Genomic DNA, 17612 nt, shown 5'->3' with positions numbered 1-17612 from the left:
CCTCCTCAGCCGAAATCAGGAACGATCTACTCGCTCAGGCTCCGTCCTTGAATGCCCTTCTGAACCCCGAGAACGCCGAGGAGGGAAATCAAACACACGATAGCGATGTACACACCGATGTAGATTGCGTTACCGCTGCGTTCCAAGATCATCTGCGAGATCATCGGAGCAAACGCACCACCAATAATCGAGCCCAGGGCGTACCCGATATTCAAACCGGAGAGACGTACAGAAGCTGGAAACATTTCCGCATATAGCGCCGGCTGGCCACCGTAGGTGAACCCGAGCAGGCTCCCGAGCACGATAGTGCCCATCGCAAACAGAAAGATTTGCCCCGAGTCAACGAGCACCCACGTTGGGAGCGCCCAGAGGATCAGTGCAAGGTAGCCCCAGATGAAGATGGTCCTTCGCCCCACTACATCAGAGAGCAAACCGCCGATGAGCGTTGAGAGGAACCATGCGCCGCTCGCCAGCAGCATGATTCCTAGGACCGTTGCACGCGGAAAGCCAAGCACCTTTGACCCATACGACACGAAGAATGCAATCACGAGGTACCCAGCCGCATTGTTACCTGCGAAGATCAGTGCGCACAGACCCACCAACTTTGAATGCCCAGCAAAGAGATCTTTGAGCGGCGCGGAGGAGCGCTCGCGCAACTCTTCGATCTCCGTGAACACCGGAGATTCCTCGACGCTCTTTCGGATAAAGAATCCAACCAGAATGAGCACCAACGACGAAAGGAATGGGATTCTCCATCCCCACGCTTCAAACTGCTCGGGTGACATCGCAGCCGTTAGCGTCAGCATCATAATGGTCGCCAGCATCATTCCTAGTGGGACACCGAGCTGCGGGAAGGCACCAAAATAGCCACGCCGCACCGCGGGTGCGTGCTCGACCGCGATCAGCGCAGCACCGCCCCACTCCCCACCAGCAGACATGCCTTGGATGATTCGCAGCACCACGAGAAGAATTGGCGCTGCAATGCCCCACGCGGAATACGTCGGCAAGAGCCCCATGAGAAACGTAGCTATCCCCATACCCATCAGCGTGATGACCAGGACAGGTTTTCGTCCCATACGATCACCCAGATGGCCAGCGATAATCGCACCAAACGGGCGGAAGAGAAAGGAGATGCCTAGTGAGGCCCACGCGATAATCTGCGCCAGCCCCGGGGAGTCATTCGAAACGGGGTTGAAAAACTGCGTCGCGAAAATCAATCCCGCTGCTTGGGCGTAAATGAAGAAATCGAACCACTCGATCGTGGTGCCGACGAGAGCACCACCCAGTACGCGTTTATGCTCATTCGTGAGTTTCTCGCGTGTGGTTGGCTCATTTGCGATGAGGCTGGATTCTTTTCTGGGTGAAGTTGTCACTGTTGGTCCTTTCAGGCCGTTTGCTCAGGGGCTACCCTTTCGGGCGGTTGTCCACCAGGCGCTTCGCCTTACCTTCGCCGGTATCCACGTGTGGCTTGATCACTACATCTACCGTGATTCCGATGCGGTCCTTGATGGCTTTCTTCAAAGTCCGCGACGACAGTTCAATGTCAGCCTCACTCGCTTCCGGCGAATGTTCGACCACGAGAGTGAGATTGTCCATGCGGCCCTTCCGGTCAAGTACACACTGGTAGCGCGGTCGCAGCTTAGAATCCTCAGTGATGATCTCTTCAAATTGGCTGGGGAAACAGTTCACGCCGCGAAGGATGATCATGTCGTCGTTTCGCGCAGAAATGCGGTCGATGCGTCGCATCGAGCGGGCTGTTCCTGGAAGCAATCGGGTGATGTCGTGGGTGCGGTACCGGATGACAGGGAATGCTTCTTTGGTCAGTGGGGTGACAACCAGCTCGCCGAACTCACCGTCTTCAACGGGCTGTCCAGTTTCCAAGTCCAGGATTTCCGGGTAGAAGTGGTCCTCCCAAATGGTCAGACCGTCTTTGGTCTCGATGCACTCCTGCGCAACACCCGGCCCCATGACCTCGGACAGACCGTAAATGTCGGTTGCGTCGATGCCCCATCCGTTTTCCAGCTCCTCGCGCATACCTTGGGTCCACGGCTCAGAGCCGAAGATGCCGACGCGTAGCGACGATTCACGCGGATCCTGCCCTTCGGCGCGCATCCGGTCGAGCACGTTAAGCATGTACGAGGGCGTGCCGAGGATGGCGTCTGGCTCAAAGTCGCGCATGATCTGGATCTGGCGCTCCGTCTGGCCACCTGAGGTAGGAATGGCGGTTGCTCCAAGCTTCTCCACACCATAATGGGCACCAAGTCCGCCAGTAAAAAGTCCATACCCGAAGGTAACCTGCACCTTGTCGCCGGGTCGGACACCGCCCGCGCGCAGGGACCGCGCCATGAGTTCTGCCCAGGTTTCCACGTCCTTGTGCGTGTAAGCAACCACTGTGGGCAGGCCCGTCGTGCCGGAAGAAGCGTGGACGCGGGCGATCTGGTGCTGCTGCACTGCAAACATTCCGAACGGGTAGTTTCGACGCAGGTCAGATTTGTCCGTCAGCGGGAACTTGGAGAGGTCAGCAAGCTCCTTGAAGTCGTCGGGGTGCACCCCCGCTTCATCGAACGCATTGTGATAGTGGTCAACGTGGTAGTACGCGTGGCGCAGCGTGTTCTTCATACGGGCTGTCTGGAGCGCTGTGATCTCGTCCCTTGAGGCGTACTCAATCGAGGTCGAAGGGCCGGCGTATGTGGAAGTGATGTCGTAGTTTGCAGTCAAGGGGATGCACCTTTCTCGCTGTAGCCGGATGGCACCGGCCAATGTTTACTGACCAATCGGTCAGTTCCTTGTGAGTTAGGCTACATCGCGAAGTGAGTGTTTTCCACAACATTTTCAAAATGATTTGCAATGCACACCACCCCTTTCGTTCAAAAAGGCTTCGCTATCTGCGACAGGAGACCCCCTCCCATACAAAACGCTGCACCATATCGGCCAATTCATCCAGCGGCGACTCCCCTTGCGGCTGGTACCAATCCACCATCGAGTTCACCACACCAAAGATCAGCCTCGCCGCCACGCCTGGCAAGATGTCGCTTCGAATTACCCCCGCTTCTTGCCCCTCTGCGACTAGTTCGACCATCGTCCCTGTGATCGCGCGGCGACGGTCAAGCGCACGTTTTTCCACGTCGGAGTTCCCCCGGAGACGTAGCAAAAGCGCAATCTCGGCCTGCCGCTCCCCTAAAACCTTCACCGCACCGTCGATGAGAAACCGCAGCTTGTGTTCGATCCCCCCATCAAGACCTTGCGCCTGGTCAACCACACTGGAAAGCGCATCGAGGGCAACCGTCGTGGCCTCTTCGAGGAGCTGCTCCTTAGAGGAAACATGGTGGTAAATCGCCGACTTTGACACCCCCAACCGCTGAGCCAAACTTCCCATCGATGTCGCCTCATACCCCCGGTCCAAGAATTCATCAATCGCCTCAGCGATTACCTCGTCCCTGGTATAGCCGGGACGCCCGCGCCCAGGCGAAGTATCCGTTTGCCCCACGTCGAATCCTCTTTCATCTCTATTTCCTCAACACCACCCATCCTAAGAGCACTTCCCGCCTGCCCAACACGTCGAGCCTACAGTTCCCCAAATCCTGCGCACACCGCCTTCAATCTCTCTATGCTTACGCAATTAACAACCCAGCCAATACCTCAGAGGACACACCATGCACACGATCTTTGGTCCTAATGTCATGTTCACACCAGACACCGAGCAGGTGAAATCGATGTATGAGCAGGATAATTCGCTTGCCCTTCTCGGCATCACCATCACAAAGGTGGAGCCAAACCATACCGAAGGTGAAATGACCATCACGAAGGAAATGTGCAATGGCTTTGACACCATCCAAGGTGGAATCTTGTTCACGTTCGCAGATGCTCTCTTCGCCGGCGCGTGCAACACCACAACTGCGACCCCTACCGTCGCCTCCCAGGTGAATATCCACTTCATCGCCCCAGGCAAGATCGGCACCACCCTGCGCGGCGTCGCCCGCCAAACCCAGACCTGGGGCCGTAATGGACTTACCGACGTCACCATTTACGACGGCGAACGCGCCATCGCAGAATTCCGTGGAATGTCGCGCACCACGTCTCGTCCGCCCACAGAAAAGTAGCTCCTCACTCCCCATTCCTCCAATGTGGTTGACGCCACACGTGTACCGACATAGACTTACCGAACGATCGGTTAGTAATTCACACTCGAGGAGGACTCGATGACCCCCGCTCACCTCTCCCCCGTGACAGAAACAAAAGCCGCCCAGCAGGTAGCGGCTGACGGGCAAGCCCTCTTTGACCAGCTCATCTCAGAGGACTCCCGCATCGAGCCCACAGACTGGATGCCTGAGGCCTACCGGAAGACATTGACACGCCAGATCTCCCAGCATGCTCACTCCGAGATCATTGGCATGCAACCCGAAGCCAACTGGATCACCCGAGCACCATCGCTCAAGCGTAAAGCAATCCTCATGGCCAAGGTTCAGGACGAGGCAGGTCACGGCCTGTATCTCTACTCTGCAGCAGAAACCCTTGGCACCTCACGCGATGAACTTGTTCGCCAACTCCTCGAAGGTCGCGCCAAGTACTCCTCCATTTTCAATTACCCCGCCCGAACCTGGGCAGACATCGGCGCGATCGGTTGGCTTGTCGATGGCGCTGCGATCTGTAACCAAGTCCCGCTTTGCCGTGCTTCGTATGCGCCGTATGGACGTGCGATGGTCCGCATTTGCAAAGAGGAATCATTTCACCAACGCCAGGGTTGGGAGATCTTGTATGAGCTCTCGCACGGCACGCCCGAGCAGAAGCAAATGGCTCAAGAGGCGATCAACCGTTTCTACGGCCCTGCGCTCCAAATGTTCGGCCCTCCGGACGCGGACTCGCCAAACTCCCAGCAGTCCATGGCCTGGAACATCAAGCGTTTCTCCAACGACGAGCTGCGTCAGCGATTTGTAGACATGATTGTCCCGCAGGCGGAAGCTCTTGGCCTATCCTTCGAGGACCCGGACCTGAAATGGAACGAGGAACGAGGTCACTACGACTATGGCGAGCTGGACTGGAGCGAATTCAAATCCGTCATCAAGGGCAACGGCCCGCTGAACTCCCAACGCCTGAAGCGTCGCCGGGAAGCCTTTGATAACGGCGCCTGGGTCCGTGAGGCAGCCGCCGCGTACGCGAAGCGTAAGGCAGCGACGGACCACGCGCTCGTCGTTTAGCAATTGCCCCTATTTGGAAAGACAGGAACCCCCATGAGCAACAGCACAGACCGCAACGAATGGGTCCAGTACGAAGTATTTGTCCGCTCTAATCGCGGCCTCTCACACGTTCACGCTGGATCGCTGCACGCCGCCGATGACACCATGGCGCTACGTAATGCGCGCGATCTTTACACCCGCCGCAACGAGGGCACCTCGGTATGGGTAGTCCCATCCGAAGCGATCAGCGCCTCCGACCCCGACTCCAAGGGAGGCTTCTTCGAGTCCTCTAACGGTAAGGCATATCGCCATGCGACATACTTTGAAAAGTCTGAAGGGGTGCCGCACCTATGAGTTTCACCTCCCAAGATTCTGCAACGAAGCAGACGCAAGGCGACGCGATCACACCGGAGGACGTGGGCGCTGCCGGCAAGGTCGCCGATAGCGTCACCGCCGAGTACGCCACAATGCTCGGCGACGATGCCCTGATTCTCGCCCAGCGTCTCGGCTGGTGGATCTCGCGCGCACCAGAGATGGAGGAAGACGTCGCGCTGGGAAACATCGCTCTCGATCTGGTCGGGCACGCCCGCTTTTTCTATACCTACGCAGGCACCGCAACCGGGAAGACCGAAGATGACCTCGCCTACTTCCGCAACGAAGAGGAGTTCCGCTCCGCAGCGATCGTTGAGCAAGAAAACGGCGACTTCGGCCAAACCATCGCCCGCCAGCTGATTGTGTCGTACTACATGTACGGCCTCTATACCGCGCTGGTGAATTCATCGGACAGCATGATCGCATCCATCGCGTCCAAGGCCGTGAAAGAACTGCAGTACCACGTAGATCACTCGAACCAGTGGGTCCTGCGCCTAGGCCTCGGCACGGACGAATCAAAGCGCCGCATGCAGGCAGGCCTGGAATACATGTGGCCGTACGTGGACGAACTGTTCGAGGATCTTCCGATCCACCACGAGGTCGCTACCGCCGGCATTGGCGTGCTTCCATCCTCCTTGCGCGACGAGTTTGATACGCGGATGAGTGCGGTCCTGGATCACGCGGAGCTCGGTGTCCCCGACGTTGCACAGGCAATGAGCGGGCACCGGACCGGGCAGTTCTCCGAGTACCGCAGTTACATCCTCGGCGAAATGCAGTTCCTAGCCCGGCAGCACCCGGGCGCGACTTGGTAAGCAGGCCCTGCTTAACCCCCACCACGGAAGGACAGGTTCGTTGGCTACCACCGAACAGGCTCACCGCCCCACAGACGAAAGCGAAGCGCGGCTCTGGGATGTCGCCGCGCAGGTTCCCGACCCGGAGATTCCCGTGATTTCAATTGCGGACCTAGGCATCCTGCGCGACGCGCACTTTGAGGGCGACACCGCGGTCATCACCATCACTCCAACCTACTCCGGATGTCCGGCCATGGGCCACATCACCAACGATGTGGAGTTGGCACTGGCTAAGGCCGGTTATAGGGATTTTCGGGTGGACCTTGTACTCAACCCGGCGTGGACTACGGACTGGATCACGGAAACCGGCCGCGAGAATCTCCGTAGCTTCGGCATCGCGCCGCCACAGGGGCGCGCTGAGCAATCGTCCGGACCGGTCCTGCTCAGGTTGGGAACGCCGCCGCGCATCACATGCCCGCAGTGCGGCTCCGATGACACGAAGGAGATCACTCCCTTCGGCTCCACGTCTTGCAAAGCCCTCTATTCCTGCAACACCTGTTTTGAACCCTTCGACTACTTCAAGGTGCACTAGATGACTTCCACCACAGACGCCAAAACCTCGGCGCGCAAGAAAGCCAAGTTCAACTCCCTCGAGGTAGCGGAGGTGAGGCAGCTAACCGACGAAGCTGTCGAGGTAAGCTTCAGCGTCCCCGAGGATCTACGCAACGACTACAACTACGCACCGGGCCAATACGTCGCCCTACGCGCCACCATCAACGGCGAGGAGCTGCGGCGCTCCTATTCACTGTGCTCCGCGCCTACCGATGGGACTCTGAGCGTAGGCATCAAGAAAGACTTCGGCGGCAAGTTCTCTACCTGGGCCAACGAGCAGCTCAAAGCTGGTGACCGTATCGACGTGATGAACCCACAGGGCGCGTTTACCTCGAAAATCCGCATGACTGGCCTGAATGACCCGGCTGCTGTTGAACACGAGCTGCGTCAAATCGAACGTCCACGCGTTGTTGCTATCGCGGCTGGATCCGGCATCACGCCGATCATGGCAATTGCCACAGCCGTTCTGCGTGGCGTAGAAGATGCCTCAGTGGAACTTGTCTACTCCAATCGGGGCGGCGGCGACGTAATGTTCGCGGACAGGATTGGTGACCTCAAGGACAAGTTCCCATCACGCTTCGCCGTCCACCACATCCTGACACGAGAACAGCGGATCAACCCGCTGTTTTCGGGACGCATCGACCATGAAAAGCTCAATTCACTGTTGGACAACGTCATCGACGTCGATGGCGTGGACGAGTGGTTCCTGTGCGGCCCCTTCGAGCTGGTGCAGCTGTGTCGCGACGCCCTCGCGGATCGGAATGTAGACGCCCAGAAAGTCCGCTACGAGCTGTTCACTACCGGCACGCCGACTAAGAATGACGGCAACAAAGGTCGCGCGGTGGAAGCGGATCCGGACGGGGACAACGTCCAGATTGATTTCACCCTTGATGGTCTATCTGGCCAGGTCCAGTCACCTGTGTCCGCGCACGAGACCATCCTCAACGCTGCGCTTCGTGTGCGGTCCGACGTCCCATTCGCGTGCGCGGGTGGCGTGTGCGGTACTTGCCGCGCCAAGGTCATCGACGGCGAGTACAAGATGGACGAAAACTTCGCCCTCGAACCCGACGAAGTAGAGCAGGGCTACGTGCTGACCTGCCAGACCCACGCCACCGGATCATCAATCACCGTTGACTACGACGCATAGGAGCTCAACATGATCGATCTGACTATCCACACTCACGACGGCGAACACTACGCCGAGGTCGTGCTGAACAACCCGAAGGCCATGAACTCACTCGGGGAGGATGACCTCGCTGAACTTGGGGCGATTTACGACGAAGCCGCAGAGCACGGAGTCCGCGCCCTGCTTCTTCGAGGCGAAGGAAAGGGCTTCTGCGCCGGCCGCAACATCAAGGGACTCGACCCTCGCAATGATGACGCCACTGACTACCTGGCCAACAAGGTCACCCCCGTGTTGAAGAAGATGAGCGAGTTCCCGGCACCCACGTTTGCTGCAGTACACGGACCGTGCCTCGGGGTCGGACTTGGCTTGGCCATCGCCACCGACATTGTCTACGTGGCTGACGATGCAACGGTTGGCTCCCCGTTTGCCAACCTCGGGGCCACGCTCGATTCTGGTGGTCACGCACTGTTTTTCGAGCGACTTGGCGCGCACCGCACCATGGATCTCATCGTTACCGGGGAAATGATGAGTGGCACCGAAGCGGTAGAGGCGGGATTGTTCTCCAGGGCTGTCCCCAAAGATCAGCTGTTCGACTTTACTCGGGAAAGGGTTGAACGAGCCTCACGCGGCGCAACCCAGGCATTTCTCGCCAGCAGAAAGCTGGTCCACACCATTCGTGATCACGGCACTGGGCTTTGGTCCTCGATCGAACAGGAGAACCTAGCCCAAGGTCAGCTTTGCTCATCAAAAGACTATTTCGAGGGCTTCCAGGCCTTCAACGAAAAGCGCACGCCGAAATTCAGCGGCGCGTAGCCACGACAGCAAACCAGTACTTGATATAGAAGGAACACCCCATGAATGCACTCTTAGTTTCCGGCAAACGCACCCCGGTCGGCCGATATGGCGGGGCTCTTTCATCCGTACGCCCCGATGACATGGCCGCGCTCGTGATTAAGTCGGTCGTTGAGGACGCGGGCTTGCCTCCCGAAGCCGTCGACGACGTGATCATTGGCAACGCAAATGGTGCAGGCGAAGAGAATCGCAATGTTGCCCGAATGGCCTGGCTTCTCGCCGGCTACCCGGATACCGTCCCAGGTATCACGGTCAACCGTCTCTGTGCTTCCAGTATGTCCGCGATCTCGCTGGCAGCAGCGATGGTGGAGACAGGACAGGCCGATGTAGTCGTCGCAGGCGGCGTGGAGTCTATGTCACGCGCACCGTGGGTCATGGAGAAACCAGACAAAGCGTTTGCCAAGCCCGGCGCAACCTTCGATACTTCCATCGGCTGGCGTTTCATCAACCCCACGTTTGCTGACCAAGAAAAGACAACCTTCTCCATGCCTGAGACCGCCGAAGAGGTCGCTCGCGTCAAGAACATTACGCGCGAAGAGGCTGACGAGTTCGCTGTACGCTCGCAGAAGTTGGCGAGCGAGGCCATCAAGTCTGGTCGCTTCAGTTCCGAAATCGTTCCGGTTGAGGTACAGGACCGCAAAGGCAATGTGACCGTCGTGGACACAGACGAAGGTCCTCGGCCCGGAACGACCACCGAGGTCCTGGCCAAGCTGCGCCCCGTCGTCGCCGGCGGCAGCGTCGTGACTGCAGGAAATTCCTCCGCGCTAAACGACGGCGCCTCCGCCATCCTCGTCGTTAGCTCGCGAGCTGTAGAGAAGTACAACCTGAAACCGCGCGCTGCAGTGCGCGGCTCCTCTGCGGTCGGTCTTGCACCGGAGATCATGGGAATGGGCCCGGTGCCTGCAACGAGGAACGTGCTGGAGCGAACCGGCTGGGATCTCAACGACGTCGGGGCGATCGAACTCAATGAGGCTTTCGCCACGCAATCATTGGCTTGCATCCGTGAGCTTGGGTTGGACATGGAAAAGGTCAATCGTTGGGGCGGTGCCATCGCACTTGGCCACCCGCTTGGCTCATCCGGTGCGCGCATCACGATCACCCTGCTCAACCGCATGGAACAGGAAGATTCGGAACGTGGCATCGCCACGATGTGCGTGGGGGTCGGGCAAGGTACCGCCATTGCGATCGAAAGGGTGTAGACGTTGAGCAACCAATTTTCTAGGTTTTCTGCCCTCACTGTTGAGGACAGCGGGGCAACCCTGATCATTCGTCTTTCCCGCCCCGAGGTGAAAAATGCCATCGACCAGACCATGGTGGACGAGCTACACGCTGTGTGTGCCTACCTAGAAGAGAACCCCCAGGTAGCAATCATCGTCGGCACCGATGGGATCTTCGCGTCCGGCGCAGACATCGCGCAGTTGCGTGAGCGCCGCCGCGATGATGCGCTGCGCGGAATTAACAACACAATCTTCCACCGGATCGCCAAGCTTCCCATGCCCGTCATCGCGGCTATCGACGGCTACGCCCTCGGAGGAGGACTCGAGCTCGCACTCGCTGCCGACTTTCGGGTAGCTACCGCACGTGCCAAGTTCGGCCAGCCAGAGGCTGGGTTGGGCATCATCGCTGCCGCGGGAGGCACCTGGCGGCTACGTGCTGCGGTCGGTGAGCCACTCGCCCGCGACATCCTGTTAGCCGGCCGGGTCCTCGATGGCGAAGAAGCTCTGCGACATCAGCTGGTTTCCTCGTTGGCAGAACCGGAGAAGCTCGAAGCCGAAGCGCTCGAGCTGGCCGGACGGATTGGCAAACAGGACCCGCTTGCAGTGCGCATTACCAAGTCCGTTCTGGCCATGCCGGAAGGCGCACATCCGCAGGTAGACAATCTTGCCCAGGCCATCCTGTTCGAGTCCGAAGCGAAGTTCGACCGGATGCAGGCTTTCCTGGACCGGAAAAAGAACAAGAAGAAGTAGACCCCATACCTAAGGAGATCCCACCTATGAGCGTGCCCACCAACATCGGAGTTCTTGGCGGCGGACGAATGGGCGGCGGCATCGCCCATGCTTTCGTCCTCGCCGGGGCGAACGTCCACGTTGTAGACATCAATGAAGACGCAATTGAAGCCGCGCGGGGTCGAATACACAAGGACATCAAGGGGTCTTTGGCACGCGGCGCTGAGGGAACCTTCGAGGAATACGCATCACGGCTGACGTTGTCTACGGACCCCGCAGATTTTGCCAACTGCGAGGTTATCGTCGAGGCCGTCCCTGAGTTGCTGGACCTGAAGCGGCAGTCGTTCTCGTCGATAAGCGAACATGCGCCGAAGGCTGTTATTGCCACGAATACTTCTTCACTTTCGGTGTCCGAACTCGCCAAGTCGGTGGAGAATGACGTCATCGGTCTCCACTTTTTCAACCCGGTGCCGGCGTCCAAGTTGGTTGAGATTGTTGTCGCGGACTCGACACCTGATGCATTGGTGGAAAGCGCGCGCGATTGGGTTGCGGGCCTAGGCAAGACACCCATTGTGGTCAAGGACGCGCCAGGCTTCGCGTCTTCCCGGCTGGGCGTGGCAATCGCACTCGAGGCTATTCGCATGGTCGAAGAAGGTGTGGCCTCTGCAGAGGACATCGACAACGCAATGGTGTTGGGGTACAAGTTCCCTATTGGTCCTCTGGCGCTGACAGACATCGTTGGGCTGGATGTCCGGCTCGGCATTGCGGAGTACCTCGAATCCACGCTTGGTCCGCGCTTTGCCCCGCCGCAGCTCATGCGCGACATGGTTGCTCGCGGCGAGCTTGGACGAAAAGCCGGAAAGGGCTTCTACGATTACTCGGAGTAGGAGCCTTTAGCCGCGCTTTTCTACGATCGCGTTTGTGATTCGAGCGGTGCACAGGCGCTTTCCAGCGTCGTCCACAACCACCACCTCATGGCTCGTCAGCGTGCGGCCGAGCCGGATTGCCGTCGCGGTCGCGGTGACAAAGCCTTCCCTTCCCGACGAGTGGTGGGTGGCGTTGATGTCCACCCCCACCGCTACTTTGCCCATCGTGCTGGCGTGGATAAGCGCCGCCCAGCTGCCCACCGACTCTGCCAGTGCTGCCATTGCGCCGCCGTGCAGGAGTCCGAGGGACTGCCGGTTTCCGGCAACTGGCATTCGCGCCACGACGCGTTCGGCAGATTCCTCGAGGACTTCCACGCCCATGTGCTTGTCCAGTTCCCCAAGCGTGATCTTCCAAACCTCGTTCATCATGTCCTCCCACCAATGCGTTGTGTCCGTTATACTCGCCATACATTACCGACTGACCGTTCGGTCAGGACCCTCGCGTTTTTGACACCACCGAAAGGATCCCCAATGACCGTAGTCCCCAGCTTTCTTTGCGACCAGTGGGTAATACCCGACAACACCACAAACGCTCGCGAGGTTCGCGATGCGTCGACAAATGAGCTCATTGCGAAAGTCACCACTGAGGGGCTTGATCTTCCCGGTGCGCTTGAATATGCGCGCACGACGGGGCAGCAGCACTTGCAGGCACTAACGCTGCACGAGCGCGCGCTCAAGCTCAAAGAGCTCGCCATGTTCCTGAACGAGCACAAGGATTCCCTCTACGCTGAGGCGGCCAAGGCGGGCGCGACTCCTCGCGACAACTCCGTAGATGTGGACGGAGGCATTTCCACGCTGTTCACGTTCTCTTCCAAAGGCCGCCGCGAGATGCCAAACAACAACGTTGTCGTTGACGGCCCGCCGGAAGTCTTTACCCAAGATTTCTCGTTTCAGGGGCGCCACGTATACACGCCGCTGCAGGGTGTTGCACTGCAGATCAACGCTTTCAACTTCCCGGTCTGGGGCATGCTGGAAAAGTTTGCGCCCGCGTTTATCGCCGGCGTTCCCACGCTGGTAAAACCTGCAACAGCCTCTGGCTTCGTCACCGCAGAGTGCGTGCGACTTATGACAAAATCCGGAATCCTTCCTGCGGGGTCCTTGCAACTGATCTCCGGCTCATTAGGAGACCTGCTAGATCGCCTGGATTACAACGACAACGTTGCATTCACGGGGTCCGCAGCGACAGCGAGCACCCTGCGCAACCGCGAATCTGTGCGCGATCACGGCGTCCGGTTCACCTCCGAGGCAGATTCACTCAACGCCGCAGTACTCGGTCCAGATGCCACGCCCGGCACTCCCGAATTCGACGCGTACATTTCCATGTTGTTTGCAGAGCAGACCTCGAAAGCAGGCCAAAAGTGTACGGCAATCCGGCGCGCAATCGTGCCGGAGGCGCTCGTAGATGACGTCGCCAATGCCCTAGCGGCCAAGCTCGAGCAGAAAGTCGTCGTTGGCGACCCCCGCGACGATGTCACCACGATGGGACCGCTCGTGTCCGCTGATCAGGCGCAAGATGTTGCCAACGCTGTGCAGACGCTTATCGACGCCGGCGCCACCGTCATTACCGGCGGCCCCAACACCGTCGACGGCGCATTCTTCCAGCCCACTGTGCTCACCTTTGCGGACGCCCGCACAGAACGCGTTCACGACACAGAAGCGTTCGGCCCCGTTGTCTCTATCATCGGCTACACCGACCTCGACGACGCAATCGACCTGGTTGCGCTGGGCAAGGGTTCCCTCGTCGCCTCTGCAGTGACGCATGACTCCGAAGCGGCGCAAAGACTCGCATTGGGCGTTGCTTCCCACCACGGCCGGCTCCACTTTCTTGACCGCGACGACGCCAAGACATCCACCGGGCACGGGTCTCCCCTCCCCCACCTCGTCCACGGCGGACCAGGCCGTGCAGGCGGTGGCGAAGAACTCGGTGGCGTGCGAGCCGTCAAACATTACATGCAGCGAACCGCAATTCAGGGTAGCCCGCAGCACCTCACCTCCATTACCGGCGAGTGGCACCGCGGCGCAGACGTGCGGCGCGCCACCCGGGAAGAAGTGAGCGCGGGTACCGCGGTCCACCCCTTCCGCAAGGACTTGGCGACGCTGAAGGTGGGCGACCAGTTCGCCTCCGGCCTGCGCCAAGTCACGCTCGATGACATTCTTCAGTTTGCTGAGGAGACCGGCGATACTTTCTATGCGCACACCAACGAAGAGGCCGCCACTGCTAACCCCTTCTTCCCCCGCCGAGTAGCGCACGGGTACCTGCTTGTCTCCTGGGCTGCGGGCTTGTTCGTGGAGCCGCAACCCGGACCAGTACTGGCCAATTACGGGCTGGATAACCTGTCCTTTCTCAAGCCAGTGACCTATGGCGACTCCATCCGCGTCGAGCTCACCGCCAAGCGGATCACTCCGCGTGTGACCGACGACTACGGCGAAGTTGTCTGGGACACAGTTTTGTACAACCAGAACGACGAAATCGTGGCGACGTACGACGTGCTCACCCTCGTGGAAAAGGTCAACACGACGTACGCGAACTAGGAGTAGACCACCCCCTTTCCGCAGCGCACGGGCGTGTTCGGCGCGGTTGCTACACTCACCACACAACCGCCACTCGCCCGAAAGGTCCCACCATGCTCCTGCCACAGCAGATAGGTCACGTGAACGTGCCGCCGCTGAAGATCCAAGGGATCAAGACCAAACTTGTCCCCTTCATCGCGGCGAACGTTCGGTGGGACGGATCGGGAACCTATTACGAACCGTTTATGGGTTCGGGCGTCGTGGGGTTCAACCTCGCACCCCAGCGCGCGGTGTTTGTGGACATCAATCCGCACCTGGTCAACTTCTACCGCAGCATCCAATCCGGGGAGCTCACCGCCTGGAGGGTCCGCGACTACCTGGAGCAGGAAGCGCCGAAGCTGGCCGCAACTCCGGCGGACAAGCACTCCTACTACTACGAGGTCCGCGACCGTTTCAACGAGACCGGCAGCCCCTTCGACTTCCTCTTCCTGCAGCGCAGCAACTTCAACGGCATGATGCGGTTCAACGCCAAGGGCAGGTACAACGTCCCCTTCTGCCGGAAGCCGCAGCGCTTCCAGCCTGCGCTGATTACCAAGATCGTGAACCAGGTCCACTGGGTGGAAACGCTCCTCGCCCAGCGCCCCGAGTGGGAGTTCCGCCACGCCGACTTCACCGACATCATCGGCCAGCTCACGGAGCAGGACTTTTTGTACTTGGATCCGCCGTACATCGATAGGCATGACGAGTACTTCTGCACGTGGAGCCAGGACCTCGCCGACCAGCTGGCCCGCCAGGTGCAGGACTCCCCCGCCGGGTACGCGCTGAGCATGTGGCACTCCAACATCCACCGCGAGAACATGCATTTGCGCGCCTGGGAGGGCGAGCTGCGCACCACCGAGCACTTCTACCACGTCGGCGCGTCGGTGCAGAACCGCAAGGCGATGACGGAGGCGTTGGTCATTTCGCCCGGGCACGCGGTGCCGGGGGATGAAGTGGCGTCGACAAGCGCCAAGGCAAGCGCCGAAGCAAGCCTGGCAACGCTGTTTTAGTTCAGCCGAATCGCCCAGCCGCGATCGGCCACGAAGTCCTTGTACTGCGCGTAGGACGCGCGCAGCTGCGCGGGGTCGAACGGGGCGCTGTCCTGGCGTTCCAGCCAGTCGAAGTACGCGGGCAGGTTCTTGAACTTCGCACGTTTGACCTCGGCGGAGTCGGCGTTTCTGGGGTGGTTGCGCCAGTAGTGCTCGAACACGTCGTGGCCGAGCAGGGCGAACGGGCCGGCGCCGTATTGGAACGGCTCCATCGACGTCGCCTTGAACGTGGCCAGATTGTCGGTGTTGCCGCTGCCGGTCTTGTCCCCGGCCAAGCGGTACTTCTCCATGAACGCCACCTCGACGTCCTCGTAAGCGGGGCGGATGCGGTCGATGTCGGTGACGGGAACGCGGGTCGTCTCGAAGCGGTTGGTCCGCGAATACAGGAACGCCAGCACGTAGTGCGCGTCGTAGTCGTCGTACGTGCGGTAGATGTTCTTCGTCCCGTTGCGCAGGTAGCTGGTGAAACTGCCCAGGGTGAAGCTGAACGCGCGCGTCGCCCCGCGCTTGCTCACGCTGCGGTACGTGGACTTGATGTCAATGGCAATGAGCCGCCCGTTCGGCTTCTCCAGCACGAAATCCGGGTACTGGGTCTGCACCTCGCTTTCGCGGAAGGTGTACCCCAGCGCATCGGCAAGCTGCTTCACGTACGCCGTTGCCACCACCTCAAACGCCCGCCCCACGATCTTCGAGTCATTCCCAAACGTGAACACGTCCCCGTCCTTGTTCACGATCCCCACCAGCTGCCAGTCCGCCGCATCCTTGGGCAGCAGCCCCAGCATCGTGCGCACCACCGCGTCCTCGTGCCGAGGCAGCAGCGCCTCCCGCTCCACTTCGCTTGCCGACGCCACCGGCCCCTCTTCAATCCGCATTCCCCTACCCTAAACCAGGGCGGTCTCGCTTATCGACGCCACCGCGCCCGGCGTATTGGGCGGGAACCCGCGCCTCTCCCTATCAATGGAGCCAAAGCGAATCCCCCCATCCCCGGTGGTTACGCTACCCAGTTGAGGCAGAAGACGATCCATGGCAGCGCAACAATGTCAATCAGCACGGCACCCGAAAGTGGGACAACCACCATTGCTACCTTTGACTGCAATCCGTGCTTGCGGCCAACCGCATCCATGTTGGCAACCGCGTTCGGAGTGCCGCCAAGGCCGTGCCCCATCATGCCTCCGCAAATGACTGCGGCATCGTAGTTTCTGCCCAGAACCCGAAAAACGACAAACACGACCAAAGCAGCAAGTACAGCAACCTGTACAAGCAAGATGACCAGGAGCGGCAGTGCGAGATCGTAGAGGTCCCAAATCTTGAGACTCATCATGGCTTGGGTGAGGAAGTAGCCTAAGGAGACGTCAGAAATCAGCTTGAGGGTTTTCCCGTGAATCTTCGCCCAACCAAGCGCGTCATTCAGGTTGCGCAAGACAATCGCAATGAGCATGGCACCGACGTATCCCGGCAGCGAGTACCCGGTCCATTCACCGAAGAGCTCGCCCAGGTAGACACCGATCACGACCACTACGCCGATCACGGCCGCAGTCGCGGTGACGGACCCTTCGCTGATGTCTGAGTCGTTATCTACTCCGCGCTCTTCGACGTTGCCGATATCGTGGGTCTCCACCGCGAGGTTGTTTCGCTTGATTAACCAGGTTGCCAAGGGGCCGCCAATGAGCGATCCCGCGATCAATCCAAATGTTGCTGCCGCAATAGCGACAGCGGTAGCACCTTGCGCGCCAAGCTCTTCTGCCGTTGGACCGAACGCCGCAGCGGCGCCGTGGCCACCTTCGAGTGAAACCGCTCCTGCCATAATGCCCAGCAGCTCGTTGAGCCCCAAGACCTTGGCAAGGCCAATTCCAACGAGATTCTGGAGAATCGCTACCGACCAACACGCCAGCAGGTACACCATGAGAAAACGCCCGCCAGTCTTAATCAGGCTGAGCGATGCTCCCAGACCAATCGTGGTGAAGAACGCCAACATTGCGGGCGACTGCAGCGTGGTGTCAACCGTGAGCTCAACCGATCCCCACTCCCGCAGCCCAAGCACCACAAGGGCAAAGAGAAAACCCCCAACCACGGGACCCGGAATGGCAAACATGCTGAATACCTTCCAGCTTCTCGCTGCCCAAGCGCCAAACAACAGCAAAAGCAGTGTGATTGCTGCCGAGCCAATCAGGCCTATCTCAATTTGCATATGTCACCCTCTCTCATTATTTGTGA

General features: G+C 59.5%; 18 protein-coding genes. 12 read left to right on the top strand and 6 right to left on the bottom strand.

Annotation, left to right across the window (positions count from 1 at the left end):
• Positions 1-26 precede the first annotated feature (26 nt).
• The 3 genes from CKJ84_RS00730 to CKJ84_RS00720 form a co-directional block, all read right to left on the bottom strand.
• Entirely contained in the window at positions 27-1373 is a 1347-nt protein-coding gene (locus CKJ84_RS00730) for an MFS transporter (protein ID WP_095545627.1), read from the bottom strand.
• Between the two features lie 31 nt (positions 1374-1404).
• On the bottom strand, positions 1405-2718 hold the full coding sequence (locus tag CKJ84_RS00725; RefSeq protein ID WP_095545626.1) for an AMP-binding protein: 1314 nt from the start codon (positions 2716-2718) through the stop codon (positions 1405-1407).
• Positions 2719-2881: 163 nt separating this feature from the next.
• Positions 2882-3487 (bottom strand): TetR/AcrR family transcriptional regulator, encoded by a 606-nt coding sequence (locus tag CKJ84_RS00720; RefSeq protein ID WP_095545625.1) that lies wholly within the window; start codon positions 3485-3487, stop codon positions 2882-2884.
• 166 nt (positions 3488-3653) lie between these two features.
• Here CKJ84_RS00720 and CKJ84_RS00715 point away from each other — a divergent pair, with 166 nt between their 5' ends.
• The 10 genes from CKJ84_RS00715 (at position 3654) to CKJ84_RS00670 (ending at position 11760) form a co-directional block, all read left to right on the top strand.
• A complete protein-coding gene (locus CKJ84_RS00715; RefSeq protein ID WP_095545624.1) occupies positions 3654-4100 on the top strand; it encodes a hotdog fold thioesterase in 447 nt (148 codons plus the stop codon).
• A gap of 99 nt (positions 4101-4199) precedes the next feature.
• A complete protein-coding gene (gene paaA / locus CKJ84_RS00710) occupies positions 4200-5195 on the top strand; it encodes a 1,2-phenylacetyl-CoA epoxidase subunit PaaA (RefSeq protein WP_198949223.1) in 996 nt (331 codons plus the stop codon).
• Positions 5196-5228: 33 nt separating this feature from the next.
• Positions 5229-5528 (top strand): 1,2-phenylacetyl-CoA epoxidase subunit PaaB, encoded by a 300-nt coding sequence (gene paaB / locus CKJ84_RS00705; RefSeq protein ID WP_095545623.1) that lies wholly within the window; start codon positions 5229-5231, stop codon positions 5526-5528.
• Complete coding sequence (gene paaC / locus CKJ84_RS00700) at positions 5525-6358, top strand: 1,2-phenylacetyl-CoA epoxidase subunit PaaC (RefSeq protein WP_095545622.1); 834 nt, start codon at positions 5525-5527, stop codon at positions 6356-6358. The genes paaB and paaC overlap by 4 nt, the downstream gene beginning before the upstream one ends.
• Before the next feature lie 40 nt (positions 6359-6398).
• Positions 6399-6929 carry a 1,2-phenylacetyl-CoA epoxidase subunit PaaD gene (gene paaD / locus CKJ84_RS00695; protein ID WP_095545621.1) on the top strand — a complete coding sequence of 177 codons (531 nt, stop codon included), beginning with the start codon at positions 6399-6401 and terminating at the stop codon, positions 6927-6929.
• Complete coding sequence (paaE, locus tag CKJ84_RS00690; RefSeq protein ID WP_095545620.1) at positions 6930-8096, top strand: 1,2-phenylacetyl-CoA epoxidase subunit PaaE; 1167 nt, start codon at positions 6930-6932, stop codon at positions 8094-8096.
• A gap of 9 nt (positions 8097-8105) precedes the next feature.
• Positions 8106-8888 carry an enoyl-CoA hydratase/isomerase family protein gene (locus tag CKJ84_RS00685; RefSeq protein ID WP_095545619.1) on the top strand — a complete coding sequence of 261 codons (783 nt, stop codon included), beginning with the start codon at positions 8106-8108 and terminating at the stop codon, positions 8886-8888.
• 41 nt (positions 8889-8929) lie between these two features.
• Entirely contained in the window at positions 8930-10126 is a 1197-nt protein-coding gene (locus CKJ84_RS00680) for a thiolase family protein (protein ID WP_095545618.1), read from the top strand.
• A 3-nt stretch (positions 10127-10129) separates the two neighbouring features.
• Complete coding sequence (locus CKJ84_RS00675) at positions 10130-10894, top strand: enoyl-CoA hydratase/isomerase family protein (protein WP_095545617.1); 765 nt, start codon at positions 10130-10132, stop codon at positions 10892-10894.
• Positions 10895-10920: 26 nt separating this feature from the next.
• Positions 10921-11760, top strand: a complete 840-nt coding sequence (locus CKJ84_RS00670; protein WP_095545616.1) for a 3-hydroxyacyl-CoA dehydrogenase family protein — start codon at positions 10921-10923, stop codon at positions 11758-11760.
• A 6-nt stretch (positions 11761-11766) separates the two neighbouring features.
• On the opposite strand, the gene CKJ84_RS00665 is transcribed toward CKJ84_RS00670, so the two are convergent.
• Positions 11767-12168 (bottom strand): PaaI family thioesterase, encoded by a 402-nt coding sequence (locus CKJ84_RS00665; protein WP_095545615.1) that lies wholly within the window; start codon positions 12166-12168, stop codon positions 11767-11769.
• Positions 12169-12270: 102 nt separating this feature from the next.
• Between CKJ84_RS00665 and paaZ the strand changes: the two genes are divergently transcribed.
• On the top strand, positions 12271-14331 hold the full coding sequence (paaZ, locus tag CKJ84_RS00660) for a phenylacetic acid degradation bifunctional protein PaaZ (RefSeq protein ID WP_095545614.1): 2061 nt from the start codon (positions 12271-12273) through the stop codon (positions 14329-14331).
• Between the two features lie 92 nt (positions 14332-14423).
• The gene (locus CKJ84_RS00655; protein WP_095545613.1) at positions 14424-15359 is read left to right on the top strand and encodes a Dam family site-specific DNA-(adenine-N6)-methyltransferase; all 936 of its coding nucleotides are present in this window, start codon (positions 14424-14426) and stop codon (positions 15357-15359) included.
• Here the strand turns inward: CKJ84_RS00655 and CKJ84_RS00650 are convergent.
• Both CKJ84_RS00650 and gltS read right to left on the bottom strand, forming a co-directional pair.
• Positions 15356-16270, bottom strand: a complete 915-nt coding sequence (locus CKJ84_RS00650; RefSeq protein ID WP_095545612.1) for a type II restriction endonuclease — start codon at positions 16268-16270, stop codon at positions 15356-15358. The two genes, CKJ84_RS00655 and CKJ84_RS00650, sit on opposite strands and share 4 nt — an antisense overlap.
• 119 nt (positions 16271-16389) lie before the next feature.
• The gene (gene gltS / locus CKJ84_RS00645) at positions 16390-17586 is read right to left on the bottom strand and encodes a sodium/glutamate symporter (protein WP_095545611.1); all 1197 of its coding nucleotides are present in this window, start codon (positions 17584-17586) and stop codon (positions 16390-16392) included.
• Positions 17587-17612: the final 26 nt, after the last annotated feature.

The organism is Corynebacterium sp. NML 120412, from assembly GCF_002285155.1.
GTDB classification, from domain to species: domain Bacteria; phylum Actinomycetota; class Actinomycetes; order Mycobacteriales; family Mycobacteriaceae; genus Corynebacterium; species Corynebacterium gottingense.
The sequence above is the reverse complement of the archived record's forward strand: the minus strand, read 5'-3'. Positions and strand labels throughout refer to the sequence as shown.